The 27,000-nt window shown below is 53.3% G+C and carries 30 protein-coding genes and 1 tRNA gene; 15 read left to right on the top strand and 16 right to left on the bottom strand.

Annotated elements, in window-relative coordinates; all coding sequences use genetic code 11:
• Nucleotides 1-5: 5 nt before the first annotated feature.
• From EUU23_RS12530 to EUU23_RS12520, 3 genes are read right to left on the bottom strand one after another with little or no spacing between them, the layout of a single operon-like run.
• On the bottom strand, nucleotides 6-1,052 hold the full coding sequence (locus EUU23_RS12530) for a homocysteine S-methyltransferase family protein (RefSeq protein WP_160354413.1): 1,047 nt from the start codon (nucleotides 1,050-1,052) through the stop codon (nucleotides 6-8).
• Nucleotides 1,049-1,990, bottom strand: a complete 942-nt coding sequence (gene metF / locus EUU23_RS12525; protein WP_425505115.1) for a methylenetetrahydrofolate reductase — start codon at nucleotides 1,988-1,990, stop codon at nucleotides 1,049-1,051. Before metF ends, EUU23_RS12530 begins: the two co-directional genes overlap by 4 nt.
• Nucleotides 1,987-2,967, bottom strand: coding sequence for an ArsR/SmtB family transcription factor (locus EUU23_RS12520; RefSeq protein ID WP_160354412.1), 981 nt, complete (start codon nucleotides 2,965-2,967; stop codon nucleotides 1,987-1,989). The genes metF and EUU23_RS12520 overlap by 4 nt, the downstream gene beginning before the upstream one ends.
• Before the next feature lie 232 nt (nucleotides 2,968-3,199).
• Here EUU23_RS12520 and EUU23_RS12515 point away from each other — a divergent pair, with 232 nt between their 5' ends.
• The gene (locus tag EUU23_RS12515) at nucleotides 3,200-3,505 is read left to right on the top strand and encodes a hypothetical protein (RefSeq protein WP_160354411.1); all 306 of its coding nucleotides are present in this window, start codon (nucleotides 3,200-3,202) and stop codon (nucleotides 3,503-3,505) included.
• A gap of 289 nt (nucleotides 3,506-3,794) precedes the next feature.
• Here EUU23_RS12515 and EUU23_RS12510 read toward each other — a convergent pair whose 3' ends face one another.
• Complete coding sequence (locus tag EUU23_RS12510) at nucleotides 3,795-4,949, bottom strand: serine hydrolase (RefSeq protein WP_160354410.1); 1,155 nt, start codon at nucleotides 4,947-4,949, stop codon at nucleotides 3,795-3,797.
• A gap of 206 nt (nucleotides 4,950-5,155) precedes the next feature.
• Between EUU23_RS12510 and EUU23_RS12505 the strand changes: the two genes are divergently transcribed.
• Nucleotides 5,156-6,718 carry a helicase HerA-like domain-containing protein gene (locus EUU23_RS12505; protein ID WP_160354409.1) on the top strand — a complete coding sequence of 521 codons (1,563 nt, stop codon included), beginning with the start codon at nucleotides 5,156-5,158 and terminating at the stop codon, nucleotides 6,716-6,718.
• On the opposite strand, the gene queF is transcribed toward EUU23_RS12505, so the two are convergent.
• Nucleotides 6,719-7,177, bottom strand: a complete 459-nt coding sequence (gene queF, locus EUU23_RS12500) for a preQ(1) synthase (protein WP_160354408.1) — start codon at nucleotides 7,175-7,177, stop codon at nucleotides 6,719-6,721.
• A gap of 184 nt (nucleotides 7,178-7,361) precedes the next feature.
• Between queF and EUU23_RS12495 the strand changes: the two genes are divergently transcribed.
• The 3 genes from EUU23_RS12495 to metC all read left to right on the top strand — a co-directional run bounded on the left by EUU23_RS12495 (nucleotide 7,362) and on the right by metC (nucleotide 10,963).
• Nucleotides 7,362-8,885, top strand: a complete 1,524-nt coding sequence (locus EUU23_RS12495; protein ID WP_160354407.1) for a cryptochrome/photolyase family protein — start codon at nucleotides 7,362-7,364, stop codon at nucleotides 8,883-8,885.
• A gap of 63 nt (nucleotides 8,886-8,948) precedes the next feature.
• Nucleotides 8,949-9,791 carry a 3-mercaptopyruvate sulfurtransferase gene (gene sseA, locus EUU23_RS12490; protein ID WP_160354406.1) on the top strand — a complete coding sequence of 281 codons (843 nt, stop codon included), beginning with the start codon at nucleotides 8,949-8,951 and terminating at the stop codon, nucleotides 9,789-9,791.
• Nucleotides 9,746-10,963 carry a cystathionine beta-lyase gene (metC, locus tag EUU23_RS12485; protein ID WP_160354405.1) on the top strand — a complete coding sequence of 406 codons (1,218 nt, stop codon included), beginning with the start codon at nucleotides 9,746-9,748 and terminating at the stop codon, nucleotides 10,961-10,963. The genes sseA and metC overlap by 46 nt, the downstream gene beginning before the upstream one ends.
• Nucleotides 10,964-10,965: 2 nt before the next feature.
• On the opposite strand, the gene EUU23_RS12480 is transcribed toward metC, so the two are convergent.
• Nucleotides 10,966-11,835, bottom strand: coding sequence for a 3-hydroxyacyl-CoA dehydrogenase NAD-binding domain-containing protein (locus tag EUU23_RS12480; RefSeq protein ID WP_160354404.1), 870 nt, complete (start codon nucleotides 11,833-11,835; stop codon nucleotides 10,966-10,968).
• A 69-nt stretch (nucleotides 11,836-11,904) separates the two neighbouring features.
• Here EUU23_RS12480 and EUU23_RS12475 point away from each other — a divergent pair, with 69 nt between their 5' ends.
• Complete coding sequence (locus EUU23_RS12475; protein ID WP_160354403.1) at nucleotides 11,905-12,963, top strand: DUF1176 domain-containing protein; 1,059 nt, start codon at nucleotides 11,905-11,907, stop codon at nucleotides 12,961-12,963.
• Nucleotides 12,964-13,000: 37 nt separating this feature from the next.
• Here the strand turns inward: EUU23_RS12475 and EUU23_RS12470 are convergent, their stop codons facing one another.
• Nucleotides 13,001-13,801 carry an NTP transferase domain-containing protein gene (locus tag EUU23_RS12470; protein WP_160354402.1) on the bottom strand — a complete coding sequence of 267 codons (801 nt, stop codon included), beginning with the start codon at nucleotides 13,799-13,801 and terminating at the stop codon, nucleotides 13,001-13,003.
• A gap of 115 nt (nucleotides 13,802-13,916) precedes the next feature.
• On the opposite strand from EUU23_RS12470, the gene EUU23_RS12465 reads away from it, so the two are divergent.
• Nucleotides 13,917-15,221, top strand: coding sequence for a homoserine dehydrogenase (locus EUU23_RS12465; RefSeq protein WP_160354401.1), 1,305 nt, complete (start codon nucleotides 13,917-13,919; stop codon nucleotides 15,219-15,221).
• 153 nt (nucleotides 15,222-15,374) lie between these two features.
• On the top strand, nucleotides 15,375-16,358 hold the full coding sequence (gene glpX, locus EUU23_RS12460; protein WP_160354400.1) for a class II fructose-bisphosphatase: 984 nt from the start codon (nucleotides 15,375-15,377) through the stop codon (nucleotides 16,356-16,358).
• Here glpX and EUU23_RS12455 read toward each other — a convergent pair.
• Nucleotides 16,355-16,846: a flavodoxin family protein gene (locus EUU23_RS12455; protein WP_160354399.1), complete on the bottom strand. Its 492-nt coding sequence runs from the start codon at nucleotides 16,844-16,846 to the stop codon at nucleotides 16,355-16,357. The two genes, glpX and EUU23_RS12455, sit on opposite strands and share 4 nt — an antisense overlap.
• Nucleotides 16,847-16,887: 41 nt before the next feature.
• Here EUU23_RS12455 and recJ point away from each other — a divergent pair, with 41 nt between their 5' ends.
• The 7 genes from recJ (at nucleotide 16,888) to EUU23_RS12420 (ending at nucleotide 22,076) form a co-directional block, all read left to right on the top strand.
• Entirely contained in the window at nucleotides 16,888-18,654 is a 1,767-nt protein-coding gene (gene recJ, locus EUU23_RS12450) for a single-stranded-DNA-specific exonuclease RecJ (RefSeq protein ID WP_160354398.1), read from the top strand.
• Nucleotides 18,655-18,720: 66 nt separating this feature from the next.
• Nucleotides 18,721-18,795, top strand: a tRNA-Glu gene (locus tag EUU23_RS12445).
• A gap of 365 nt (nucleotides 18,796-19,160) precedes the next feature.
• On the top strand, nucleotides 19,161-19,943 hold the full coding sequence (locus EUU23_RS12440; protein ID WP_160354397.1) for a TIGR04255 family protein: 783 nt from the start codon (nucleotides 19,161-19,163) through the stop codon (nucleotides 19,941-19,943).
• Nucleotides 19,940-20,476: a hypothetical protein gene (locus EUU23_RS12435; protein ID WP_160354396.1), complete on the top strand. Its 537-nt coding sequence runs from the start codon at nucleotides 19,940-19,942 to the stop codon at nucleotides 20,474-20,476. Before EUU23_RS12440 ends, EUU23_RS12435 begins: the two co-directional genes overlap by 4 nt.
• 3 nt (nucleotides 20,477-20,479) lie before the next feature.
• Complete coding sequence (locus EUU23_RS12430; RefSeq protein ID WP_160354395.1) at nucleotides 20,480-21,277, top strand: hypothetical protein; 798 nt, start codon at nucleotides 20,480-20,482, stop codon at nucleotides 21,275-21,277.
• Nucleotides 21,278-21,435: 158 nt separating this feature from the next.
• Nucleotides 21,436-21,717, top strand: a complete 282-nt coding sequence (locus EUU23_RS12425) for a hypothetical protein (protein ID WP_160354394.1) — start codon at nucleotides 21,436-21,438, stop codon at nucleotides 21,715-21,717.
• A gap of 113 nt (nucleotides 21,718-21,830) precedes the next feature.
• Nucleotides 21,831-22,076 (top strand): hypothetical protein, encoded by a 246-nt coding sequence (locus EUU23_RS12420; RefSeq protein WP_218939604.1) that lies wholly within the window; start codon nucleotides 21,831-21,833, stop codon nucleotides 22,074-22,076.
• 252 nt (nucleotides 22,077-22,328) lie between these two features.
• On the opposite strand, the gene EUU23_RS12415 is transcribed toward EUU23_RS12420, so the two are convergent.
• From EUU23_RS12415 to EUU23_RS12380, 8 genes are all read right to left on the bottom strand, one after another.
• The gene (locus tag EUU23_RS12415) at nucleotides 22,329-22,874 is read right to left on the bottom strand and encodes a recombinase family protein (protein ID WP_160354392.1); all 546 of its coding nucleotides are present in this window, start codon (nucleotides 22,872-22,874) and stop codon (nucleotides 22,329-22,331) included.
• 565 nt (nucleotides 22,875-23,439) lie between these two features.
• Nucleotides 23,440-24,078 carry a cytochrome P460 family protein gene (locus EUU23_RS12410; RefSeq protein ID WP_246156450.1) on the bottom strand — a complete coding sequence of 213 codons (639 nt, stop codon included), beginning with the start codon at nucleotides 24,076-24,078 and terminating at the stop codon, nucleotides 23,440-23,442.
• Nucleotides 24,079-24,253: 175 nt separating this feature from the next.
• The gene (locus tag EUU23_RS12405; RefSeq protein WP_160354391.1) at nucleotides 24,254-24,877 is read right to left on the bottom strand and encodes a DJ-1/PfpI family protein; all 624 of its coding nucleotides are present in this window, start codon (nucleotides 24,875-24,877) and stop codon (nucleotides 24,254-24,256) included.
• A 106-nt stretch (nucleotides 24,878-24,983) separates the two neighbouring features.
• Nucleotides 24,984-25,373, bottom strand: a complete 390-nt coding sequence (locus EUU23_RS12400; RefSeq protein WP_160354390.1) for a hypothetical protein — start codon at nucleotides 25,371-25,373, stop codon at nucleotides 24,984-24,986.
• Nucleotides 25,355-25,720, bottom strand: coding sequence for a glutathione S-transferase family protein (locus EUU23_RS12395; RefSeq protein WP_160354389.1), 366 nt, complete (start codon nucleotides 25,718-25,720; stop codon nucleotides 25,355-25,357). Before EUU23_RS12395 ends, EUU23_RS12400 begins: the two co-directional genes overlap by 19 nt.
• Nucleotides 25,717-26,070 (bottom strand): hypothetical protein, encoded by a 354-nt coding sequence (locus EUU23_RS12390; protein ID WP_160354388.1) that lies wholly within the window; start codon nucleotides 26,068-26,070, stop codon nucleotides 25,717-25,719. The genes EUU23_RS12395 and EUU23_RS12390 overlap by 4 nt, the downstream gene beginning before the upstream one ends.
• Nucleotides 26,057-26,374: a cupin gene (locus tag EUU23_RS12385; RefSeq protein ID WP_160354387.1), complete on the bottom strand. Its 318-nt coding sequence runs from the start codon at nucleotides 26,372-26,374 to the stop codon at nucleotides 26,057-26,059. The genes EUU23_RS12390 and EUU23_RS12385 overlap by 14 nt, the downstream gene beginning before the upstream one ends.
• A 20-nt stretch (nucleotides 26,375-26,394) precedes the next feature.
• Entirely contained in the window at nucleotides 26,395-26,859 is a 465-nt protein-coding gene (locus tag EUU23_RS12380; protein WP_160354386.1) for a nuclear transport factor 2 family protein, read from the bottom strand.
• Nucleotides 26,860-27,000 lie beyond the last annotated feature (141 nt).

Here is a 27,000-nt window from a genome sequence, read left to right as displayed (position 1 = left end):
CTTGCTCAGGCGGACATGATGAAGGGTTCAAGACCGGCCAGTCGGGTCACAATAGCGGCTTGGGGAATTCGACGTGGTGCGCGATCTTCGACAGCTTTGGCAATCGCTGCGATATGCGCCGGCGTCGTGCCGCAGCATCCACCCACGATATTGACCAATCCGTCGTCGAGCCATTGCCCGATCAGTTGGGCGGTAGTTTCGGGCAATTCGTCATATTCCGCCAGGTCGTTTGGCAACCCGGCATTCGGATAGGCCATGACAAGCGTGTCAGCCTGTTTAGACAAGGCAGCCAGATGCGGCCGCAATAGATCGGCACCGAACGAACAGTTCAGCCCCACGGTCAACGGCTTGACATGCCGGATAGCGCCCCAGAATGCCTCTACCGTGTGCCCTGAAAGATTGCGGCCTGCCATGTCGGTGATTGTCATAGAAATCATCAAAGGCACGTCGCGCCCCGAAGCCGCAGCGGCCTCTTGCGCCGCCATCGCCGCACATTTGGCGTTCAAGGTATCGAATATCGTTTCGATCAACAAAAAGTCCACACCGCCTTCGATCAGCGCGTCACATTGTTCACGATAGACATCCTTAAGATAGTCAAAATCAATCTCGCGATAGCCAGGATCATTGACATCGGGAGAGAGCGAAAGGGTTTTGTTTGTCGGACCGATCGAGCCTGCAACGAAACGCCTGATTCCATTTTTCGCTTCAGCCGCAACGCAACAGGCCCGCGCGAGTTTCGCTGATTCAAGATTTAATTCCCGGACCAGATGTTCGCAGCCATAATCTGCCATGCTGATTTTTGTGCCGCTGAACGTATTGGTTTCGATCATATCGGCGCCGGCGTCCAGATAGGCCATGTGAATAGCCTCCACGACATCGGGCCGGGTAATTGAAAGCAGGTCATTATTACCTTTTTGGTCGTGGGTCAGTTCCAGCGCGCCACGATAATCTGCTTCCGACAGTTTATAAGCCTGAATCGCGGTACCATAGCCACCGTCAAAAACCATGATCTGCCTTGACGCGCGGGCGGAAAATTCTGCGCGTGCGCTCATGCCGCTTTCTCCTGAACTGCGGGAACCGGGCGTTTGCCCAGGAGATGACAAATCGCGTAAGACAATTCCGCGCGGTTAAGTGTGTAAAAGTGGAAATCACGCACCCCGCCTGCATAAAGACGGCGGCACATTTCAGCAGCAATGGTCGCCGCCACCAGTTGCCGCGCCGGGGGATGGTCATCCAGCCCTTCAAATAAATGCGCCATCCACGCAGGAATCGCGGTGCCCGTCATATTGGACATGCGGGTAATTGCCGAAAAGTTAGAAACAGGCATGATCCCCGGGACAATCTCGGCATTGATCCCCGCCGCCGCAACGGCATCACGGAAACGGAAAAAGGTTTCTGGTTCAAAAAAGAATTGGGTGATCGCCCGGCTGGCTCCTGCGTCCAGCTTGCGTTTCAAAAAATCAATGTCGGTTGCTGGGGATGCCGCCTCTGGGTGGGTTTCGGGATACGCGCTCACTGAAATTTCAAACGGATGCAGCTTATGCAAACCTTCGACCAATTCCGCGGCACTGGCATAGCCGTCGGGATGAGGTATGAACTTGCCATCGGCATTGGGTGCATCGCCCCGCAATGCAACGATATGGCGCACGCCTGCCTGCCAATAGGCGTTGGCGACGTCGGCAATTTCGGCCTTGGAGGCGTCCACACATGTCAGATGCGCTGCAGCCGGTATACGCGTTTCCTTCGCAATGCGTGCAACTGTATTGTGTGTCCTTTCGCGGGTTGTTCCGCCAGCACCATAAGTGACTGACACAAAACGCGGGGCCAGCGGCGCCAATGTAACCACCGATTCCCACAATTGTTCTTCCATCTTTTCCGTTTTGGGCGGGAAAAATTCGAAACTGATTTCACAATCACCGGACAGTCCCGCAAATAAGGGGTCCGCCAATGCCCGGCTAGCTTCCTGCATTTGAGCAAAGGGGAAAATCATGCAACGATCCTTAAATTTGAATGTTCGATTCTAGGTGCTATGTCTTGTTTTTGGCCGAGCCATAATTTGACCGCCAACGCGCCACCATCCAGCGCAAGATGTTGCGTCAGCCGAATACCGTTATCGCGAAAGGCGTCTGCGATCAGCTCATCGGCAAAACCAAGTCGCGCATGGGCATGCACAGTCCGCAATTCTTCGCGGTCATGTGCGGCAAAATCAACAATCACGATCCGGCCCGAAGGTGCAAGTACCCGCGCCGCCTCGGCCAAGACGCCTTCGGGATGCTGGGCATAATGCAAAACCTGATGGAATAAAATGGTGTCAAACATACCATCATCAAAGGCCAAATGGTTGAAATCCCCTAATAGAACATCAACTTTTGCGGCAATATCGCCGTCCATAGTGCCCAGTTTGGCGCGGGCAAGCCGCAGCATGTCAGAGCTGTTGTCAAGCGCGACAAAATGGCGGGCTTCGGCGGCAAACAATTCCATCATCCGTCCGGTACCTGTTCCTACATCCAGAACAGACCCCAGGGGGGCGGATCGCAAAATCCTGCTTATAGCCTGCTCGACTTCTGACTCCGCAACATGAAGCGAACGCAGAGAATCCCATTCTTTGGCATGAACAGCAAAATATTCTGCCGCCATCTGGGTGCGCGCCGCCCTGACTTCATCCAGTTTCTGCAGGTCGCGCTGAAAAGCCCTTGCGTGGCTGATGTCGACATCTGCGAACAACGGGGCCAATTTGCCGTCACTCAACACTGGCCCTGGCCGCATGAAAACCCAACTTCCTTCCTTGCGGCGCTTTAAAATCCCTGCTTCATCCAATATTCTGATATGACGGGAAACGCGGGGCTGGCTTTGCCCCAGAATCTGCACCAATTCACCGACAGAAAGCTCCAGTCGCAGCGCCAAAAACACGATTCGCAATCGCGTCGGGTCTGCTAAAGCACGCATTATGTCGAGCAAATCAATCATAACCGGGGCATATAAAGAAATCTTTATATGCTGTCAATTGGCTCAAATTGGCCATGTTTTCTACCATTAAGGTAGAGTTTAACCCAAATATAGCGACACTGGCCGCATTAGCTGCAAAAACCCGATTGCCATGAAAAATTGAAGCGTCTAGAGGAACAAACCGCAGTCGCATTTGCATTCGTGCATTGCGCCTGTCAGGTTTTCAATAAGTTTTGCTAGGGGGTTTTCCCAAATGAAGAAAATTGCTGTATCTCTCGTTCTCGCCGCTTCGCTCGGCCTGGCTGCATGCTCGGGCGCTGAAGAAGCTACCACTGAAGCTGCTGACGCAACTGCAGAAGCTACCACCGAAACTGCTGACACTGCTGTAGAAGGCGCTGACGCCACTGCTGCAACCGGCGAAATGGCCGATAAGGCTGGTGAAATGGCCGACAAGACTGGCGAAATGGCCGATAAGGCCGGCGAAATGGCCGACAAGGCCGGTGACGCTGCTTCTAAGGCTGGCGAAATGGCTGACGCTGCTAAGGAAGCTGCGAAGTAATTTCGCACTTTCAGCGCAAGCTGATAAAAAGGGCCGTCCTGTTTTCAGGGCGGCCTTTTTGTTGCCAAAATACCCTGGAGGGCACCAGCATGGCCCCACGCTGCTTTCTGATATTGATGTGTCTTGTCTTTACGGCTGCCTGCAGTCCGGATGCATCCGAGCCCGAAACGAACGGCTTAACGTCCGAAGACTCGCAAATGCTGGACAAGGCAGCCACAGAGCTGGATGATGAAACCGATCCCAACCAAACCGTAAATTCGGAACGGTAATCTGAAGTCGGAAACAGTCCTTATCGCTGGTGATATGTAGCCACGGTTCGCGACACAAATTGCATGAATGCCATTCGTTCCGGGATGGATGCGGTTGTACTTCCTATCATGACCGCCATGGCATAGCGCGTTCCGTCGGGCGCCGTCATAATGCCTATATCATTATAGCCCGTGGATATGGGCGACAGAATCTGTCCGGTTCCTGTCTTATGTACAAATTTCCAACCCACAGGAACACCCGCCTTCAAGCGATTGGGGCCGCTGCTCGTCCGAGACATGATATCAAGAAGTAGCCGGGTAGATGTCGGCGAGAGAAGTTCACCACGCGCCAATTTGCCGAGAGCACGCACGATGGCTACGGGCGACGCGCCATCGACAGGATCCGCCAAATAGCGATCAAGCGCGGCCTTTCGTTGCGCCAATGGCAATTCTTCCCGGGCAGAATAGAAGCGCCGCCCAACCGAATATTCCTGCTTCCATTGAAGTCCGGCAATTTCACTTTGCATCACGCGTTCACCGGGGCCAAATCGGATCGCGCCTAGTTTTTTCCGTGCAATAAAGGACCTCACCACTTGCGGACCACCGGCGGTACGCAACAAAGAGTCGTTGGCAGTATTGTCACTCGCGGTAATCGATTGCTCCAAAAGGCTCTGGACACTTTCATCTATGGGGCCCTTTGCCAACACACGTTCGCGAATTGGCTGGTGGAAAACCGCAATATCATCAGCGGTGATCCTGACTTTCTGATCGAGACGAAGCTTGCCCTGATCGACAAGGTCCAAAATGGTCAATGCAACCCATGTTTTGGAAACGCTTTGCTGTGGAAACAGTTCATCCAGACGCCGACCGATGACCCATTCACCGCCATCGATACGCAAGATCGCAACGCCGGTCTTTCCGGGAAATTGTTTCCACTGTTCCTGAATCAGATTTTCCAGACCTATGGGCGGGACTGCTGCTGGCTTTGGTGAGACAGGCGGTGGCGGCTTTGGAATTGACGCAAGTGATGGCTTTGCGGCCGGTTTGGAAATGGGGGCATTTGTCTTCGGTTTGGGAAGTGGCAGTGGATCGGCAGCCACACATGCTGTCAGCATGGACACGATCGCCAACCAGGCAATGGCCGCGCCCCCTGTTGATCGGAAAAACCTGAGATATTTTGCATTTTGATAGAACATATTCACCCGATAATTGGCTAAGTTGCTGTGCGATATGACTTTCGTAATATTTTGCGACGAACGATTCTCTATTCCCGACGAAAGGCTTCCAAAGACTTCGGGTTTCGACCCACGCACTGAGTTTACAAAGCATCGCAGGATTTACTTGACCTTCGAGGCTGTCCGTAGTTGTCCTGAATAGACATTGAAAATGACGGGAAGGTGATATGGACGGTATTTTTATCGGCAAGAGTGCAAATGGTCCAGAATTGCTCAACCTCAAACGAGCCAATCGTCACGGCTTGATCGCAGGTGCGACGGGCACCGGCAAAACTGTCACTTTGCAAGGATTGGTTGAAGGCTTTTCCATTGCCGGTGTCCCTACTTTTGTCGCCGACGTAAAAGGCGACCTGGCGGGCATGGCGATGGCCGGATCACCCCAAAGCAAAACGCACGAAATTTTCGCAGGCAGAGCGGCCGAAATCGGTCAGGAAGGCTGGGCCTATAAAGACAATCCGACGCAATTTTGGGATTTGTTTGGCGAACAAGGCCATCCCATCCGGACGACTGTTTCCGAAATGGGACCCCTGCTTTTGTCACGCCTGATGGACTTGAACGAAGTGCAGGAAGGCGTGCTGACGATCGCCTTTCATGTCGCAGACAAGGATGGGCTGTTGATGCTCGACCTGGATGATTTGCAGGCAATGCTGGTCCATTGCGGCGAACGCGCCGACCAGCTGACACTGGAATATGGCAATATTTCCAAACAGTCTGTCGGAAGCATCCAGAGGTCGCTGCTCCAGCTTCGCAGCCAAGGTGGAGAACATTTCTTTGGCGAACCTTCGCTGGAACTGATCGATTTTGTTAAAATTGATGATGCTGGCCGGGGCATCGTAAACATACTGGCCGCAGACAAACTCATGGCCAGTCCAAAGCTATATTCGACATTCCTCCTTTGGCTTTTATCGGAATTGTTCGAAAATTTCCCCGAAGTTGGCGACCCCGAAAAGCCGAAGTTAGTGTTCTTTTTTGACGAGGCGCACTTATTGTTTAACGACGCGCCCAAGGCGTTGCTTGAAAAAATCGAGCAGGTCGTGCGGCTGATCCGGTCGAAAGGCATCGGTGTTTACTTCATCACCCAGAACCCGGTCGACATTCCGGACACAGTCGCGGCCCAACTTAACAATCGCATTCAGCACAAGCTGAACGCCTTTACACCCCGTGACCAACAGGCGGTGAAATCAGCCGCCGAAACATTCAGGCCCAATCCTGATATCGACGTCGCCCAAATTATTACCGAACTGAAAATTGGTGAGGCGCTGGTATCATTGCTTCAACCAGATGGTTCTCCCTCAATCGTTCAGCGCACATTGATAAAAGCGCCAGCCAGCCGCGTAGGGCCGCTCACGCCGCAAGAGCGCGGCATCATGATCCAGACCGATGCGATTGGCGATAAGTATGACATGCTGATTGATCGGGAATCCGCCGAGGAAATTCTCGCCGCCAAGGGCGCCCAAGCAGCCGCGGCGGCGGATGAAGCAAAGGCGCAGGCAGCAGCGGATAAACAAGCCGCAGCCGCAGCCAAGGAACAGGCCAAATCAGATGCGGCGGCGGCGAAAGAGTTGGCCCGGCAGCAGGCTATCGCCGCGCGAGAGGCGGCCAAGCCCGGAATGGCCGAGAAAATGGTGCAATCGGCCGCGCGATCGGCAGCAACTTCGGTCGGCCGTCAGTTGGCAGGTTCGCTCGGCAAATCGCTCATCCGGGGTATTTTGGGCAGCTTGTTCAAATAATCAACCGCGCCCGCGATAAGGCGCGACCCCCTGATCGGGCAACCAAAGCGTCTTTGGAGGTGCATCTGACTGCCAGAATATATCAATTGGTATGCCGCCACGCGGATACCAATATCCCCCGATTCTGAGCCAGTGGGGCTTCATTTCGTCGAACAGTCGCTGCCCTATTCCGACCGTGCAATCTTCATGAAAAGCGGCATGATTGCGAAATGAGCCAAGAAAAAGCTTCAGCGATTTTGACTCCACAATCGTCGCATTGGGGGCATAATCGATCACAAGATGGGCAAAATCCGGTTGCCCTGTCACGGGGCAAAGCGATGTAAATTCCGGCACGGCAAAGCGCGTCAGATAAAGCGTGCCGGGCCGGGGGTTAGGAACATAGTCGAGCCGCGCCTGTGCAGGTGAGGCCGGCAAATCACTTTGCTGACCTAAAAAAGCGGTTTTAGGTTGGTCGTTCATCAAAGCGCATTTATCTGCTTCGCGGCCTGATGCAAACAGCTCATATCACAAAAATCCACTTTTCAACGCTATGCTATCAAGCCAGTTGGTGCGCGGCCATGTGCATGACGCAAGCCGCAAAGCTGGCCGCTACGCCGGAAAACCCGTATCGCCTTATTTGAAATGCTGCGGTTAAGGGCGGAGGGTGAAAATCCTCATCCCTATTTTGGGCGATCAACTCAGCCTGCAAATGTCCTCGCTCCAGGGAATTTCAAAATCCAACAGCATTTTGTTGATGGTCGAGGTTGATGAGGAAGCCAATTATGTCCCGCATCACAAATCGAAAATCGCCTATATATTTTCCGCCATGCGGCATCATGCAGCCTATTTGCGCGCACAAGGGTGGCAGGTCGATTATATCACATATGAACAGCCGGATAATAGCGGAAGCTTTACTGGCGAGCTGGCGCGCGCCATCGAACGACATGCCCCCGACCAAATCCGCGTGTCAGAAGCAGGGGAATGGCGCGTAAAAGCCATGATCGACAGCTGGGGTGACCGCTTTGACATGGCGGTACATATTTTACCTGACACGCGATTTCTTGCATCCCATGCCGAATTTGAATCTTGGGCCACAGGGCGGAAACAATTGCGGATGGAATATTTCTATCGCGATATGCGGCGCAAATCCGGGCTATTGATGGATGGGGACAAGCCCGTGGGCGGTCAATGGAATTTCGATGCTGAAAACCGTAAACCTGCCACGCGCGATGCCGCGATGCCACAACCGCTATCATTTCCGCCCGATGCAATAACGCGCGACGTTATCGATATCGTCGAAAGATGTTTCGGTCATCATATAGGACGAATGGAACGGTTCGGTTTTGCCGTCACACGCGCCGAGGCTCTTCGACAGCAAGCGCATTTTCTTGACCATGCCCTTGCACATTTCGGCGATTATCAAGACGCAATGCTTAGTGGAGAGCCGTTTCTGTGGCATTCGATTCTATCCCCTTATATCAATTCAGGCCTGCTCGACCCCTTGGAACTTTGCCACGAAGTCGAAGAACGATACCGGCAAGGACGGGCGCCCCTGAATGCAGCTGAAGGATTTATCCGACAGATTATCGGCTGGCGGGAATATATACGCGGGATTTATTGGCTGGCTGGGCCAGACTATGTCACACGCAACGAACTGGGGGCGAAACGACCGCTACCCGATTTTTACTGGACCGGCCAAACCGATATGCATTGCCTGTCAGAAACCATCGGCCAGACAATCGAATTTGCCTATGCCCACCATATCCAACGGCTCATGATTACCGGTAATTTTGCGCTTTTGGCCGGCATCGACCCGGCGGAAGTTCATAAATGGTATCTGGCGGTATATGCCGATGCTTATGAATGGGTCGAATTGCCGAATAGCTTGGGAATGAGCCAATATGCCGATGGCGGTATGGTAGCGTCCAAACCTTATGCATCCAGTGGGGCGTATATTAACCGGATGTCCGACTATTGCCGTTCCTGCCGCTTTGATGTGAAGCAACGGATCGGTCCCGATGCCTGCCCGTTTAATGCCCTTTATTGGGATTTCATCGCACGCAATGATGCCCGGTTGCGCGATAATCCCCGAATGGCCATGCCATATAAAAATTGGGATCGAATGCCACAGGCCGACAAGGCAGCCATGAATGTGCAGGCCAGGAAGTTTCTGGAAACACTTGGCTAGATTGCAAATTCGCTTTATCTTGCACCGCACAAGAATCAAAAACAGCGGGCTAGGACATTGAAGATGGAAGTATTGGTAAGCACCGATTGGTTGGCAAATGAAATCGGTGCCTCCGATTTACGTGTAGTTGATGCCACCTGGTTTATGCCCGATGCCGGTCGTAACGCACAGGCAGAATATGAAGGCGGGCATATTCCAACCGCTGTATTCATGGATTTGGAAGAGCTGGCGGATTCCAATAGCGCCTTGCCAAATACCCTTCCACCCCCGGAAAAATTCGCCAGCCGTATGCAATCTCTCGGGTTAGGCGATGGCAGCCGGATCGTGGTTTATGATGACAGCCCATTCAAATCTGCAACACGGGCCTGGTGGATGCTGACCCTTTTTGGTGCCCATGACGTTGCGATACTTGACGGTGGCATTGCAAAATGGAAGGCCGAGGGCCGCGCTCTCGAAACCGGCAAGCCTTCGCTGCGTCACCGGCATTTCACGGTCTGGAAAGACGATTCAGCGGTGAAATCGAAAGCCGATATGCTGGCCAATTTACACAGCAAAAATGCGGTTATAGTGGACGCGCGCGGCGCAGGCCGCTTTACCGGCGAAGAAGCGGAACCCCGTTCCGATATGGCATCTGGCCATATTCCGGGCAGTCGCAATCTTCCCTTTGGCGACCTGTTCAACAGTGACGGCACCTGGAAAAAGGGTGACGACCTGATTGCCGCCTATGACAAGGCAGGCGTCGATCTGGAGAAGCCGATGATTACAACGTGCGGATCAGGTATGACCGCAGCGGTGATATTGTTTGGCGCCCGGTTGACCGGCAAGAAAGACGTTGCCCTATATGATGGTAGCTGGTCCGAATGGGGCCTGGACAAGGACACGCCGAAGGAAACGGGTGCGGCTTGAATCCGGAAAAGCCACGCAAAAAAGCGACCCAGATCATCACGGGCGGGCGTAAAAAGACCTTTACCGGTCCTGTCGTCAACGTGCCGGTTTGGCGTGCCAGTACGCATCTTTACGACGATGTCGCTGCCCTCGAAGCGGGGAAAAGCGGCAATGAAGATGGTCGTTTTTTTTATGGTCGCCGGGGCTCGCCGACCCAATGGTCGCTGGCCGATGCATTGACGCAGATGGAGCCGGGCGCAGCCGGAACAATGCTATACCCATCGGGCGTAGCCGCGATTTCATGTGCGCTGCTTACCATATTGCGGCCAGGCGATGTCCTTTTAATGACCGACAATGCGTATGACCCCAGCCGCGCATTCGCCGACGGGTTTTTGAAAAAAATGGGCGTTCAAACCCGCTATTTCAATCCGCTAACCGCTGATATCGCCGGACTGTTCTGCGAAAAGACGAAGGCCATATTGCTTGAAACACCGGGCAGCCTGACATTTGAAGTACAAGATGTACCAGCGATTTGTGCGGAGGCAAAAAAGCGTGGCGTGATTACATTGCTCGACAATACATGGGCCACACCTTTCTTCTATACCGCGCTCGACAAGGGTGTGGATATGACAATCATCGCAGCTACCAAATATATTGTTGGCCACAGCGATGTCATGATCGGCAGCGTGACGACGCATGAACGGCTCTGGTCGAGGCTGCGTCAAACGGCCCAGCAATTGGGCCAGATCGTTTCCCCGGACGACGCCTACCTGGCGAGCCGCGGGCTTCGGACTTTGGCGGTGCGAATGAAAGCGCATGAAAAATCGGCCGTTAAAATCGCACATTGGCTGCGCGACCGGCCTGAAGTGGAAATTGTTCTGCACCCAGCCTTGCCCGAATGCCCGGGTCATGAAATATGGAAACGAGATTTTAGCGGCTCATCGGGGCTATTCTCATTCGTTCTTAACGGGACAAAAGAGAAAGCTGCCGCCTTTGTCGACGCTCTGGAACTGTTCGGTATCGGTTACAGCTGGGGAGGGTTTGAAAGCCTTGCGTTACCGGTGCACCCGGAACAATGTCGTACCGAAGTTCCTTGGGATAAGGATCGCGCATTGATTCGATTGCAAATCGGATTGGAAGACAGCGACGACCTGATCGCTGATCTTGATTCCGCCTTTAAAACATTGACCTGACCCTAGCGGGTCGGAACCGGGATGGTCTCTGAATAATCGTAAAAGCCCCGCTTCGCCTTGCGGCCATACCATCCGGCTTCCACATATTTTTGCAACAAGGGGGCTGGACGGAATTTTGGATCGCCGGTTGTCCTGAAAAGGACGTTGGTGATTTCGAGGCACGTATCAAGCCCGATGAAATCGGCCAATGTCAAAGGACCCATCGGATGATTCAGGCCGAGCTGGCAGGCGGTATCGATATCAGCGACCGTCGCCACACCTTCACCCAGTGCGAAGCAGGCTTCATTTATCATCGGCATCAAAATGCGGTTGACGATAAAACCGGGCGCATCATTGGCAAACACAAGCTGCTTGCCCAAAGTTTCGCCATATCGACGCACGACGCCGACGGTTTCGTCGCTTGTCGCAAGGCCGCGAATGATTTCGATCAGACCCATTACCGGAACGGGATTAAAAAAATGAACGCCGATAAATCGGGCCGGATCCGGCGACGATTGGGCGAGCCGGGTGATCGGGATCGACGATGTGTTCGACGCCAAAACAGCGTTCTCGTCAAGAATTGCGCCAATTGATTCGAAAATCTTGCGCTTGACCTCCTCGCGCTCGGTGGCCGCCTCGATTATCAATTGGGCCTCGGCCATCGGGGCATAGCTTGCCACTGGTTCGATCCGGGAAAGGCAGGCATCAGCCAGATCCTGAGTCATTTTCCCCTTGGAGACCAGTCTTTCCAATGCCTTCGCAATACCGGCCTTGCCTGCCTCTGCCCGCGCAAGGTCAACGTCGGACAGATAGACATGATAACCTGCGCCTGCGCTAACCTGGGCAATACCTGCCCCCATCTGACCAGCTCCGACAACACCCACTGCGCGCATGATTTTCTCCATTTCAACCGAGACCGAAAGCCCCTAGCCTAGGCATCGCAAAAGAGCTAGCCTGCCCCCATGTTCAGGGCAATTATCACGTCAATATTGCTAGTCACAGCCGTCGCTGCCCAAGCAACGGGCCTTTCCCCGACGCCCGGAAAAACCGCAACCTTCAAAGATTGGACGGTGGGTTGTGATAATGGTTTTGCCTGTCAGGCCGTTGCCTTGATGCCCGACGGCCCATGGGATGACGGGCTATCGGTGGTTGTCACACGGGCCGCAGGGACGCAGGCCCCTTTGACCATTGAGGTCGCCGGTTTTACGGCAAAGACCAATCGCTATCGCATTCTCATCGACGGTAAGGTCATCCACAATGGTTCAATAACGATTGGCGGCGAATCCATCAGATTCGTGGGCGCAGAGGGGCTGAAAATTGCGCGTGCAATGGCGAAAGGTACCCTGATCCAGCTTGCAGATGGCAGCGGCAACAAATTAGGTGTTGCGTCATTATCGGGCGTCGCAGCGGCGCTACGTTATCTGGACGCTGAGCAGGGGCGTGCGGGTTCGCGAAGTGCAGTTATCGCCCTGGGCTCCAAGAAGGTAGCAGCGAAAATGGCCAACTATCCTGTTTTACAAATCAGAAAAATGGTCCCCACCGATGTTTTGCCCGATGCAACCTCGCTAGTCGCCCTGTCTGAGGCCAGCCCCTGTGCAGAAGAGCGCTTTGGTTCAACGCAGGATACTGCGTATAGCTTAGGGGAAAGCGGGCAGGGACCATTAGCCATGGTCATGCTGAATTGCGGCGCAGGTGCCTATAATTTTTCGTCCGGCATTTATGTGGGCCGGCGCGATCAGACGGGCAACTGGAAATTTGAACCGGCAAAATTTGATTTTGGCGCGACCGGTTTCAGTGCAGATAGCAAAATTCCGCTGCTCGTAAATGCAGATTGGGATGCCGCCAAGCAAACCATCAGCAGCTATGCCAAAGGCCGTGGTCTTGGCGATTGCGGGTCTTCGGAAAGCTGGGTTTGGGACGGAAGTAGTTTCCGTTTAACAAGCGCTTCCGTCATGGGCGAATGCCGGGGTTCGCGGGCATGGATTCCAGTCTGGCGGGCAGACGTGAAGATCGTCAATTAAGGGGATTGTCGTTAAGGACATTCAAGTGGTCCTTACGCTATAGTTTGCGCTCTTTCAAAAGAATCTCTGCAATTGCGTAAGTACGTGGGTTATCGACATCCACCGCGTAAGCGCCATCGGTTGTCATATAGGGGACGACACGCGCGCCGAGCGCCCTCGATATCGCCTTGAACGCTGTATCCAGATTCCACCATCCCAGCCGAAACCGGATCAGGTTGATGATTCCGAACGATTTTGCAATGCGCCCTTTGGTTTTAATAAACTGCCCTCCCTGCCGAAATGCTTCAGCCGCTTTCAGTGCCGTCGCATTACGAAGCCAGAAAAGGTTGCAGTTGGAAATAGCGGCATCAGAAAATTCATAAAACCTGCGTTGCCCCTCAGGATGCGCTGCCTGAATAGCTTCGCGTGTTGCCAGTACAACAACCGCATCCCCGTCACCTGCCAAGGCGTCAGAATGGACGTCGCGCATCAATTCTGAGGTTACCAGCACATTATCCGCAGTCGTAATCACCATCGGCCATGCACTATCCCCGGCCTGTTTGGCGGCATATTCGACGCTTTCCACAATCCCTGCCTGTGCCTGACAGATTATCAGGCGACCTGTCTTTTCGAGTTCGATAACGGCCGGAAGATCTGTGATCACCGAGGGATCATGGATCGAAACAAGTATTTTGGTGTCAGGGAAAGCCGGTATCGCTGCTTCCAATACCCATTGCAGCAATGCCTTGCCACAAATTGGAACACGGCACTTATGACTGACCCCGGCATCAGCGGCCATGGGATCAAGCTTACCATCGCGTTTACCGGCCAGCACCAGCAAGATAGGGGAAGTATTCATGGGCCGCCTATAAGGCGCTGCTAACTTTGCGGCAAGCTTGGGCTGGTATTTCCTGCTCGAAACGCCTAAGCGCACGCGCAATGCTCGCATTTTAGCAGAAAGCCTGATTACCATTATGTCCTCCCCTCTTCGTATTGCGCTCGCTGGACTTGGCACTGTAGGCACCGGCGTTATCCAGTTGATTGAGGAGAACAGCGCGCTCATTGCAAGGCGTTCGGGGCGGGCGATTGAAATTGTCGCGGTGACAGCCCGCGACCGTTCAAAAAACCGGGGGGTAGATCTGTCTCCCTATCGCTGGGTGGACGATATGGGGGAGCTGGCGACCGCAAGCGACATTGATGTCGTCGTCGAACTGGTTGGCGGCTCGGACGGCCCGGCACTTACCCTGGCGCGCGAAACTCTCTCTAACGGGCGGGCATTGGTCACTGCAAACAAGGCGATGATCGCGCATCACGGCGCCGAACTTGCAGCACTCGCCGAGAGCAAAAGCGCCGCGCTGAAATTCGAAGCAGCGGTGGCAGGCGGTATTCCCGTGATACAAGGGTTGCGCGATGGGGCCGCAGCAAACCGGATCGACCGGGTCTACGGAATATTGAACGGCACTTGCAACTTCATCCTATCAACAATGGAAAAAGAAGGCCTGGATTTTACCGACGTGCTGTCGGATGCCCAAGCCAAAGGATTTGCCGAGGCTGACCCCGGTTTCGACATTGATGGTATTGATGCGGCCCATAAATTGTCGATCCTGGCATCTTTGAGTTTTGGGTCGCAAATTGATTTTGGCGGCGTGGAAGCCCGCGGTATCCGGAAAATCCTTGCCGCCGACATCGCACAGGCCAAAGCGCTGGGCTATCGCATACGCCTTATCGGGCTTGCCGAAATTGATGGCGAAAATGGCTCTGCGGAAATTTTCCAGCGTGTCCAGCCCTGCCTTGTTCCGCTTACACATCCGCTCGCCCATGTTATAGGCGCGACCAATGCCGTCGTGGCCGAAGGCAATTTTTCCGGCCGCCTGCTGTTCCAAGGGGCAGGCGCAGGCGACCGGCCTACGGCATCGGCTGTGGTCGCCGATCTTGTGGACATTGCCCGCAAGGAAACTGGCCCCGCTTTCTCAATGCCCTCGTCCAAACTGGAAAAACTGCCGCGTGCGGCCTCCGCCCATCGTGTCGGAAAAACCTATGTTCGTATGATTGTTGCTGACCGTGTCGGCGTGCTAGCTGAAATCACAGCCGCCATGCGGGATGCAGGCTTATCCATTGAAAGCCTGATCCAGACAGAAACCAGCGATGATGGATCCGCTCTGATCGCCATGGTAACGCATGCCGGCCCAGAACTCGCAATAGATGATACACTCGAAACGCTCTCAACGTCGGACAGCCTGATGGGCGAACCGATGGTCATGCACATATTGGAAGAATGAACCAATATGCAGTTAATTTACCAGCGCGCCGACAAGCAAGCTCGACATTTGTTGGGGCCGTGCTTAACGAAAATGCAATCCCGACCTGCCAATGCCCGACGCTGGACATGCATTCAACACGAACCGTGAACTTAAAATAGCTAGGAACACCCAATGACGGCAGCAAGCCAAATCCTCGACCGAGTGCTCGTCCTCGAAATGGTCCGCGTAACAGAAGCAGCGGCGATAGCGGCTGCAAAGCTTATCGGACGGGGCGATGAAAAGGCCGCCGACGCTGCAGCCGTCGAGGCGATGCGCGCTGCCCTGAACGGGCTATATATGGACGGTACTGTCGTCATCGGCGAAGGCGAACGGGACGAGGCGCCGATGCTTTTCATCGGCGAAAAGGTTGGATCGGCCATTGGCAAAGGCCCGCGCATCGATATTGCGCTGGACCCGCTTGAGGGGACGACGATTACTGCAAAGGCCGGTCCAAATGCGCTTGCCGTGCTGGCGGTTGCCGAAGAGGGCAATCTTTTGAATGCACCCGATGTCTATATGGACAAAATTGCGGTTGGCCCCGGCTATTCCAAGGATATTGTCAACCTGGACCGGACAGTCACGCAAAATGTAACGGCCGTTGCGAATGAAAAAGGCGTTCAACCCAGCGAACTGATCGTCTGCGTCCTTGACCGCCCACGACATGAAAAACTGATCGCCGAACTGCGTGCGCTGGGTTGCGGTGTCATGTTGATCCCTGATGGCGATGTCGCGGGCGTTATCGCAACCGCAAATCCTGATACCACGGTCGATATTTATATGGGTACCGGCGGCGCCCCGGAAGGTGTGCTGGCTGCGGCTGCGCTGCGCTGCGTCGGTGGTCAGTTCAAGGGTCGCTTGCTGTTCCGAAATGATGATGAACGCAAACGTGCCCGCAAATGGGGTATCGAAGATCTGGACAAGATATATGATCTTGAAGAATTGGCCAAAGGCGATTGCATATTTGCAGCGACCGGCGTGACTGACGGATCGTTGCTTGACGGCGTGAAAACACTCAGAGATGGTCGTGTTACGACCGAAACCATCGTGATGCGGGCCTCAAGCGGTACGGTCCGCCGGGTGAAGAGCGAACATGGCCGGGGGAATATCCCAGGTTAGAAAATTCCCAAGGCGACTCCGGCCGCAATATGTGCGCCGGTATCAACGGCTTTGCGTAACTCATCCGGGGAAATCGTCTTGGAGCCTAATATCGCGGCTTCGGTTTGCGCGTTGGTGCAAACTATCAACGGGTCCGCGACTTTCTTGAGCCGCCATCCGGTTGCGATCCGCTCGGCTTGCCTCGCGGCATTGCTACCGTCGGAACCGGCGCACACAATTATAGCATAAGGCCGCCCCTCAATCTTGCCGAGGCACGGATAATAACACCGGTCGAAAAACGCCTTCATCACACCGCTGATGGCCGCCAGATTTTCTGGAAAAACAAATAGATATGCATCTGATTGAAGCATTTGTGCAGGTTGTGCTGCGTCAGCAAACAGCAATTTTGCCTCTATCGCGTCAAAAGCAGCCGCACCTTCAGCAGCCGCCTGCGCCAAAGCTTTCGATCCGCCGGTTTGGCTATGCCAGATGATGAGCAGCCTTTTCATGTCGTCTTGCTAGCATTGGCAACCCCGCATAGGGAAGGTCCATGTCAACTGTTCTCAACATCACGCATTCGATACTCGGGCAACGCTGGCAATGGCGCAGCGGTGATGTCGATGCCCGCGACCCCGGTTTTCAACCCGATGACCTTGTCACGCAATTGTTAATGGCGCGCGGCGTCCCGCGCGACGATATCGAGCGTCACCGCGAACCGACTATTCGCGGCTTCATGCCCGATCCTTCAATTTTCAGTGATATGGATATCGCGGCGGAACGGCTGGCAGATGCCGTCGAGGCACAGGAACAGGTCACTATATATGGCGATTATGACGTCGATGGCGCAACCAGCGCCGCCCTGTTAATCCGCCTGCTTCGTGATTTGGGGTTGGCGGCCGGCCACTATATTCCTGATCGCCTGATGGAAGGTTATGGACCCTCTGGCGAAGCCCTGGTGCGGATCGGCGCAGACGGTAGCCGCCTCATTGTTACCGTTGATTGCGGTGCGATGGCATATGATGCCTTGGCCCAAGCCAAAGCGGCCGGACTTGAAGTAATCGTGGTCGATCATCACAAATGTGCCGTGCAGCTTCCTGCCGCTTTCGCATTGGTCAATCCCAATCGACTGGACGAATGCGATGAAGCCGCATCCCACGGGCACCTCGCCGCGGTCGGGGTTGCCTTTCTTTTGGCCGCCGCCGTCGTTCGCGTTTTGCGCCTTCGCGGATTTTTTGAAAGGCGGGCGGAACCCAAGTTGATCGAGCTATTGGATATTGTAGCGCTTGGGACAGTGGCCGATGTCGCGCAACTGCGCGGGCTGAACCGGGCCTTTGTCGCCCAAGGGTTAAAGGTCATGGCTGGTCGGCGCAATATCGGCCTTGCCGCCCTGATCGAGGCCAGCCGCCTCAATCGTGCTCCGGTCTGCTCCGACCTTGGCTTTGCTTTGGGGCCCCGGATTAACGCTGGTGGCAGGGTCGGCAAGTCTGATCTTGGCGTCCGTTTGCTGACGACAGAGGACCGTGATGAGGCGCGCACCATCGCGTCGGAACTGAACCGATTGAACGAAGAACGGCGGGCCATTGAATCGGCTGTCCAGGACGAAGCAGAGTCCATGATACAGGGACAGCATAACAAGGCAGTTGTTTTGCTGGCGGGTCAAGGGTGGCACCCGGGAGTCATTGGTATTGTTGCAGGGCGGATCAAGGAGAAAACAGGCAAGCCATCGATCATCATTGCTTTGGACGAAAATGGAACTGGCAAAGGGTCCGGGCGCTCCATAGGCGGGGTCGATTTGGGCGCGGCAATCATATCCGCGCGGGAGGCAGGATTACTGGAGGCTGGCGGCGGACACGCGATGGCGGCAGGATTGACTGTGAAGGCGGAAAATATCGAAGCGCTTTCCGATTGGCTCGATCAGCGTCTGGAGGCAGATGTCGCACGTGCATCTTCTAGCAACGCCGTCCTGATCGATGCCCTATTGTCCCCGCACGGACTGAACCCGGCCTTCATCGACGCCATGGAAGCTGCTGGTCCATATGGCATGGGCTGGCCCGGACCCCGGATTGTGACGGGTCCTGTTCGCATCATAAAATGTGATATCGTCGGCAAAGACCATGTGCGCGCGATCGTTTCGGGGGACGATGGGGCATCGTTCAAGGCGATGGCATTCCGGCAAGGTGAAAGCCTGCTGGGGCAACAATTGCTGCACGGTAAACGCGGACAAAAATACTGGATTACTGGCCGCGCGAAAGTCGATGATTGGGGATCGACACCCAAGGCCGAGCTCCATATCGACGATATCGCCTTTGCAGACTGAATTTGCGTCATGTTGGGCTTGACCTAGGCAAATCGAATCCGTAAAGGCGCGGCTCGCCAAGCGATTGGCCCCTTCGTCTAGCGGTTAGGACGCGGCCCTTTCACGGCTGAAACACGGGTTCGATTCCCGTAGGGGTCACCAAGTCTATAATATCAACGACTTACGGTGGTAGCTTGCACCATTGTATCACAGCAATGTATCACAGCAATGTATCACAGATTGCTGGCAATTGTTTCACAGCGAACCGACAGTCATAGGTGGCCGGGTTAATTTGTGCCCTCGGTTGGAGACATGTCTCACTGACCACTTTTTCAAATCGACGTTTTCCTGCATGTTACATCGGATAAGTCTCTACACTTTTCATTGTAATTTGCTCGGCCCAGAGCTCCATCAAGCCAATCCACCCCAGCTTCCCATACGCACTTGCAAGATTTATTGTTTTCTCATAATGCAACTTTGCTGCTAAAGTTTACACTAACTTTACACTAGCGAATTAGGACAGACTTATGGTAGACATCCCACTACACGATGACCCGTCGCGTCCGGCGTTTAAAGGACGGACACTGCTTGAGCGTGCGATTGCGGTTATATCGTTCACCCCTGTCTCGCAGTTAAGCGTAAAAGGAGGCGAGCTTGCAGCTGCATTTCAGGAAGCCATCCGGCGGGATTATCCCTTACTCGAGGATACCATTGATACCTTTTTGAATGTGCATGTAAGTGAGGCTGGTGTTCGATCTGACCAGGAGGACCGTCGCAAATGGTTGTACCGAGACATTGACCGAAATTGGACTGTGGCACTTACACAAGATTCTCTCTCTTTAGAAGGTAATCGTGCAGGTTATTCCAGTTGGCCAAAATTTGTAGAGCGCTTGAGTATGTTAGTCCACGCCCTGCAATCAACAATAGGCCCATCACATGTGCAGCGACTGGGCGTCCGTTACCTGAATACGGCAGAAGTTGAAGGCGACGAGGATCCTCGGAGAGTGTGCGCGCCTCAGCTTACCAGTATTACTGGGAATTCAGCGCTAACGCTATCTGATCTACTTTGGGCATTTGAAGCCAGTGAAGGTCAGTTAATTATGCGGAGCGGCGTGATGCCGCCTAATGCGTCATACGATCCATCAATGTTCGGTCCTCGAGATAAGAAAGTTTGGTATCTCGACATTGATGTAGCGAATAGCCATATGATTGAGTTCGACCCTAAGACAATCGAAGAGCAATTGCGCAAACTGGCAAGCAGACTGCATGCAGTTTACTATTGGGCAATGCCGAATGGAGAAGGTGAATGATTCAACAGCTGCTGCGCTACCATCAGAGCCAGCCACATTTTGTGCGGGTGAAAGCGCCACTTCAAAGCGAAAGAATTCCAGTCGCCGGCCTTTTGGGCGGTATCGCACTGACTCTTGGTACCCCTGCTAATGCAGAAGTTCGACCAATTGGCAGCGCGTACCAACTATTAATGCCCTCAACGCAAATGGTCCCAAGGCAAAAAGATGGCATCAACGCGAAGGATGCACTCATTGAGCTCAAGATGACTTCGGACCTTACGTGGTCTCAGATCGCTCGTCTTCTAGGGGTGAGCCGTACTCGGGTCCACAGCTGGACAGAAGGCGGGAAAATTCGCGGCAATAATCAAGCGAAAATTCAGGACTTACTCGAACAGGTGCGCTCGATGGCTGATCTTCCTAAGTTTAAGATTCGGAATGCGTTGATAGGACGTACATCAACAATAGACCGTGGCGTAGGCCCGCTTCTAATTTCAGATAATACACCTCCTCGGCATCGGCAGAATAGACTCATTGGGTCGTTGACCACGGAGTAAGCATTGAACGGGGAATCGAAGCAGCCGCTACTTATCGACTGGCGTCAGGGTGACATCATCCTGACGCCTTTCCATTTGCCGGTCGTAGTTGCTCGCGAAAACGGGCACACTAAAGCAGAATTTTTGCTGGCAGAATACGGCGTCGCTATTGTTTCCCAAACATGTGACATTGTTAAAAGTATCGCCAATTGCCCTTATGTTCAGGTCGCTCCCTTGGTTCCGGTTGACCCAGATGAAGTTGAACAAATTCTAAGAAATAAAAAGCCGCGTCTAATTATAGTTCCAGGCCTAATGGAAAAAGGTTTAGCCATTGATCTCGATAGCTGCGCAACGGTAAAAAAGGAAGTTATCGCGGGCAATGAACGGCTTTGTGGTTGTACAAACGACGCGTCGCAATTGATGCTTAGCCGCGCGCTTGGGCGTCACCGAGGCCGATTTGCATTTCCCGACGAATTTAACGAGTCTGTGGCCAGGCCAGTTGCCGAATGGATATCGGAGAAATACAAAAAGCAGAGTGCTCAAGGTGAACTGGCAAAATCTATCGTTGAAGTACGCGTCTCGACAGATAATTGGGATGCACCAAGCTTCCTAACATTTTACATATTGTGCGATGGGCCGTTACCTAAAGAGTGGCCCAAGGAATGGAGCGACGCCATCGACCGCGTCACTAAAAAAGCATCGATTTCGGGTGCCTATCCCGATCCTGAGTTTGTTGTTACTACTTTTGCTGACATTTCTGCGGCTGAATATCGTGCCTCAGTTCAGCTTGACTGGGACGGGCTAAGTCCGACTAACGATTAGAAAGTTTTATTGTTACACGGTAGCATGTGTGCCGGAAGGCTCCGTTTGGAGGCTCAACGCTTCTCCCTCTGAAATCATTTGCCAACTCGAAGCCACCCGCGTTCCAAACTTCGTCAAGCTATCTCTGTTTCTTCAGAAACGAGAAGTGAGATTGAAAAATGAAAATGTTCTACGTGAAGTCAACAAAGCTTCCAGAATTGTATGTGTTCGCACGAGACCCAGATGATGCGGTAATCGTATATGCGTCTTTCAAAAAGTTGATCGATCAAAAGGACGACCCATTCGATATTAAGCGTGTAGATGACGGTCCGGGCTGGAAACCAAACCGTGCGGTACGAGCATTTCTAAAAGCTCGCACAAGAGGCGTAGGTATGCCCTTCCCGGAAGAAGGTCACTGGCTCACCGAAGCTTTGGAATGGGTTGTCTGGACGGCACCGTAGAGCTTTAGCGCCCACATTAGAATTCTACCTACCAGTCGCTGAATGCACATTCTGCGAGCCAATAAATCGAGATTATCATGAGCGTATATTATTTTGACATTGAAAACCAAAGCATGGCGCCAACTAAGATCGCAATCTTTGCGAAAACTGCCGGCCGGGCATCGATCATTTCAGGACGACTGATGCACAGCATCCATAATTACGAACCCTCATATAGCGGGGCAGGGCTGGCTCTGTTCGAGCAATCAGGTGACCCGCAGCAACTTCTCGATGCGGTTGCTCATGCAACCATCGAAGGACTTGGTGGTTATACCCTGAAAGGTGGCTGGACCATCTTAGACGTGCCTCATCCCGCATGAGGTGCTTGTTTAAGTTCACCCAATCAATTTGAGTTTCTACGGCTGGTACATGGCAACAGGCGACACTGCCGGTATCAGTCGTAGGATAGAAAACACTTTAGGTAAGGCAAAAACGACAAGTCGAAAAAAGAAAGTCAAAAACAGTTAAGGTAAAAACGGAAAGGTAAAAACACTTAAGGTGCAGATGGTAAGGTCGTGCTTGTAGCGATATTATACAAGCAACGTTGCAACCTGTTGAGGGCATTCCTTTCGTCAAGCACCCAATGCCCTGTATACGCTCGCCCTGCCTATCCCCAAGCGCTTTGCGATGCTGCTGGCCCCGATACCCTCGGAATGCAGTGCACGTACCGTAGCGGTGTCTACAGAAGGCTTTCGGCCCTTATAAACTCCGTTAGCTTTAGCCTTATCAATTCCTTCACGCTGACGCTCTTTTCGGATGTCGGTTTCGAACTCTGCGATTGATGCTAACACGCCAAGCAACAGCTTGCCGGTTGAGGTGGAAGTATCCATCCCGCCTTGTTGCAGACACTTGAACCCAACACCTTTGTGCGAGAGTTTAGCAACGATAGCGTGGAGGTCACCTGCTGACCGAGCTAAGCGATCTAACCGAGTAACAACCAGCGTGTCAGAACTGTCTCTGACGAAATCGAGCGCTTCAGCAAGAGCGTCGCGACCTGATGTGCTCGTTCCACTTTTCTTCTCAGCGAAAACCTTCTCACAACCAGCTTCGCGAAGAGCATCAAGCTGCACCTCCAAAGACTGACCAACCGAGCTAACTCGTGCATAACCTATCAGCATACCATCCCCTGTCTCATATGAGTTTAGACCATTGAGCTATGGTGTCCCAAAATTGCGGAGTCAAGTCTATTGAGACAGTTTGGGTGTCTCATGTCACTGCGCCGGGAGGGTATACTGAATTGAGACAAGTAAGAGACATGTCGCTGATGCGCCCCGGTGCTACTAAATGAGCCATGCTTGGTTCGTTCCGCGTGAGTTTGGCGGAATACAAAAGAAGTCTTAGCTTTCGGACGTATATGCTGATCCTAATCGTGCCTATTAGGCGGACTCAAACTCGACTAACCCATCCACCGGCGACGTTCGCGCTGCCAGTCAAACGTCAGCTAATCGGAAAGATACACCGAAACCGGACTATCAGGACACGACAACAAAGCGGACATAGCTTCTTGTTCCGGCCCCGCTAACTTTCCGGACTTTCCATCAATTGAAACTTGTCTCTAATATTTGCCTTTTGTTCAGCTAACTCTCACCCGATCCGGCTTTTACGCCCTCCACACAGGCCGCGTGTCGTTGCAACAGGGGAAACTCCCACCTGGCTCGCAAGCGCGCGGCACTGCACAGCCTGCTACTTGGAGGCGTCGAAGGTTCCAGCCTTCTCCGCTAAAGGCTTTGCCGTTGGATAGAATTGTACGAAAGTTGTGTCGACAGCGCCATTTGCTTTATGGCACGAGTAGCACTCGGCATCCGCAGGGATCGCTTCGGCTGGTTCCTGCCCACTATGAACGAAGAACGCCCATCCGTCCTTGAAGCGCTTGGAATCCTTTACATGGACTTCAAGGCCGAACAATTCCTCGGTTTGAAACGTGCCACCCTTGCTAATCGAACCTTCTCGCGCTCCCATACGAGGCTCTTTGATCATCACGGTGCCGTCGCGCCACCGGCCCGTCTTCTTGAATTCCTGCCAAGATTGCGGGTCCACGAAGACATTATCGACCATATCATGATCCATGCCGCTGGGCTGATCGCTGTAAGTCATATTCACGCCCGAAGTAAGGAACACCCATTCCCGGTAGTTTGCGGGAAAAATCAACTCTCCTGATGCTGTGTATTGCGCCGCAGCGTCTGGCTTGGCACTGGTCGCCGCGAAAGCCCCGATCCCTGTGATGATTAGAGCGACGGCGCCTATAACAGTCGAATAATGTTTCAAGATGTTTTTCCTATTTTCAAATTCAGCAATGAACAGCGACGAGCCGCTCGTTTCCAATTGAGTTGGTCCAGAGGCGCACAGATTAATAGTTGTAATATTTGCTGTTAATCATTTTAATCAGAAATGATGTATTCCGATTAATGGAATAATCTTAAACCCCTAAGTGGAGGTTGATTAGCCCATGGGAATAGGAGTCTGTTCTCTTGAAATTGGGATTGAGTTACGTCAGCGATCAAACCTGAGCTGTCTTATACCACGCAAGGGTTGGGCTAGGAATCCGCATCCGTTGCCGTATTTCGTCCGCAAATTCGGCTGTCGTCAGAATCTCCAGCAACTTCAAAGCCAGCTCGATGCCAGTTCCGGGCCCGGTTGAACTCATTACATGGCCATCTATCACGAGAGGTTTGTCGACAAAGACAGCTCCATAGCTCTCCAACTCTGCTTTGCGTTTACCGCCCGGTTGGTGGTAAACGGTTGCTTCTTTCCCCGTGAGAATGCCGGCGGCCGCCAGCGCAATCGAAGCTACGCAAACTGCGGCTATCGGTGCCTGCCGGTTATCGAAGTTGCGAATGATATCGAGAAATGGTTCGGACAGCGCCTCTTTATAAAAGCCTGCATCCTCGAAGCCACCTGGTATCACTAAGGCATCAAAATCATCGGGATTGATTTCGGCCAACAGCTTTTCGGGAAGAACATCAAATCCGAAGGTCGTTTTAATGGGACTTACTAAGCCAACAGACAGTTGGTCAAATGGGGAGTCACCATAGATATTTGCCCAACCAAAGACTTCCGTAAAACAACCAGCCTCCATGACCTCAAAGCCATTGGCCAATAAAATCAGCACCCGTTTTCGCATTGACCTACCCCCGTTCGGTCAGACCCGTTCAGGTCTCTGAGCGCGGTAGCACGATTAGGAAGTCATTGCGATGACGGGCGATCATTTTTGGACGAAACGCGGCAGTCTATTGTTGCTGGTGCGGGGCTAAATTTCTAAGCAATTCCGGATTTATTTCCAGGTCCTTTGGCTTCGCCATACCTAAATCCCGGGCATAGGCGAGTTTGGCGACTTCCTTAAGTTCAAGCATATTGTAGCCAACCATCAGCGCGCGGACGACGGCTGCGTGAATGCGCACTGGTTCATCTGAACCAAGAGCGCAGGCAAAATCTATTGCGGCGGCAATGCGTATGTCGAAACTGTGCAAGTCCCGAGCGGCATCCACTTCAGCGCCGGTCAGGCCAAGCCGGTCGGCGCGCCTGTCCAGTCGTGCGAGCGTTTTCTTGCAGGTGCAGTCCCGATCCAGCGCAAGTTCAATGTGCAGCTTCAGGCGTTCAGTTAGAAATCTTTTTGGCATGACGTTTCAGTTAAGATTTCAGGTCTGGCATCGTTCGATCCGGCTACCCATGTCTTTAAGTGGCTGTAGTGGGGAAGAGTTAGGCTGGCGTAGCTTGCCGACCTGAGCCATGCAAAATGGACAATTTCGGCAATCGAATTATTTTCGCCATTCAACCATTCTGCCGTGGCAAGCTTGTCGACAATGGCGGGAATTTTGGCATTCAGATTGATCGCACGCAGTTCCGGTACTGACGCCCCACCCCGGCTAAGGTCGACCCGGTGGAAGCGATAAGCGATCCCCAGTTCTTCCATAGCGATCGGCACTTTAATGCCATTGGGGGTGGGGCTGGTAAATACGTCCATCATGGGTTGCGACCCTCTTTAGGGTTCCCATAACGGTCGCATTGAACCTGAAACGAGGCGCAGAGCGGCCACAGGATGACCGAGAAAGCGGCAAGGAAAAAGAGGCCTTGGGCGGTAATGGCAAGCGCGCCGGTCTCGCCCAGAGAAAATGCCGCGCAGCCATAAAAGACAAGGGCAATCCAGGAAAAGAAGTAGCGTCGTTGCCAACGCAGATCCTTGCTTAGGCAATGGGCATTCATTCGCATAGTTGGTTTCCTGTCTTTTCCAAGGGCAGAGATCGCTCTGGCCGGGATGCGTAAATCGCAGTCAAGCCGATGAAAGCTGCCGCTATTTCTGAACTCATTCAGAACCATTTCGCTCTACGACCAAAATTCGGGCCTCGCCGCGAGGTCGCGCGACATGCCGGTCGCCAATGTCTGCAATGAAGATGTCGGATGCCCCAAGCGTCACAACGCGCTCTAACCCGTCGACCATATAATGCATGTCAACTTCGCCGTTCAGTACAACAAAAGCTTCAGCACCGTCATTTTCGTGCCACTTATATGGCTTGTCGGTCCAATGCAGTTTGACGCTGACTCCGTCAATTTCTACAAGATCCATCGCGCCCCAGGCACTTTCAGCCCTGTAGTTTCCGACATTTTGAACAAATTTGGCCATTTTCGAAACGATCCTTTTTTCTAAAATCCTAATTCCGAGAGACCGGGATGGTCATCGGGGCGACGGCCAAGCAGCCAGTGGAATTTGCGCTCGCCTTCCGAAATCGGATGCTCGTTGATGCTGGCAATGCGCCGACGCATCAGGCCATCGGCATCAAACTCCCAATTCTCGTTGCCATAGGCCCGAAACCAGCTGCCGCTGTCGTCACGATACTCATAGGCAAAGCGGACCGCGATGCGGTTGCCGTCATGGGCCCATAATTCTTTGACCAGCCGGTAATCCAGTTCGCGCGACCATTTGCGGGTCAGGAAAGCTTCAATCGCTTCGCGACCATTCAGAAAATCCGCGCGGTTTCTCCACGCGCTGTCTGCGGTGTACGCCAATGCAACGCGAGCGGGATCCCGACTGTTCCAGCCGTCTTCGGCAAGACGCACTTTTTCGGCTGCAGTTTGTTGGGTGAAAGGGGGAAGCGGGGGACGTGACATGGATAATTCCTTTGGTTGGAAAAGGTAGCGGACGGCGCACAGGAGGGGGTGGGGAGGGGCGCGCCGTCCGCTCATCGGATCAAGCCAAGCAGGCGATGGTCCGAATGTAATCAAAGTCGGTGATGAGCAAAATCATTGGGT

Source organism: Sphingorhabdus profundilacus (assembly GCF_009769755.1).
GTDB classification, from domain to species: Bacteria; Pseudomonadota; Alphaproteobacteria; order Sphingomonadales; family Sphingomonadaceae; genus Sphingorhabdus_B; species Sphingorhabdus_B profundilacus.
The sequence above is the reverse complement of the archived record's forward strand: the minus strand, read 5'-3'. Positions and strand labels throughout refer to the sequence as shown.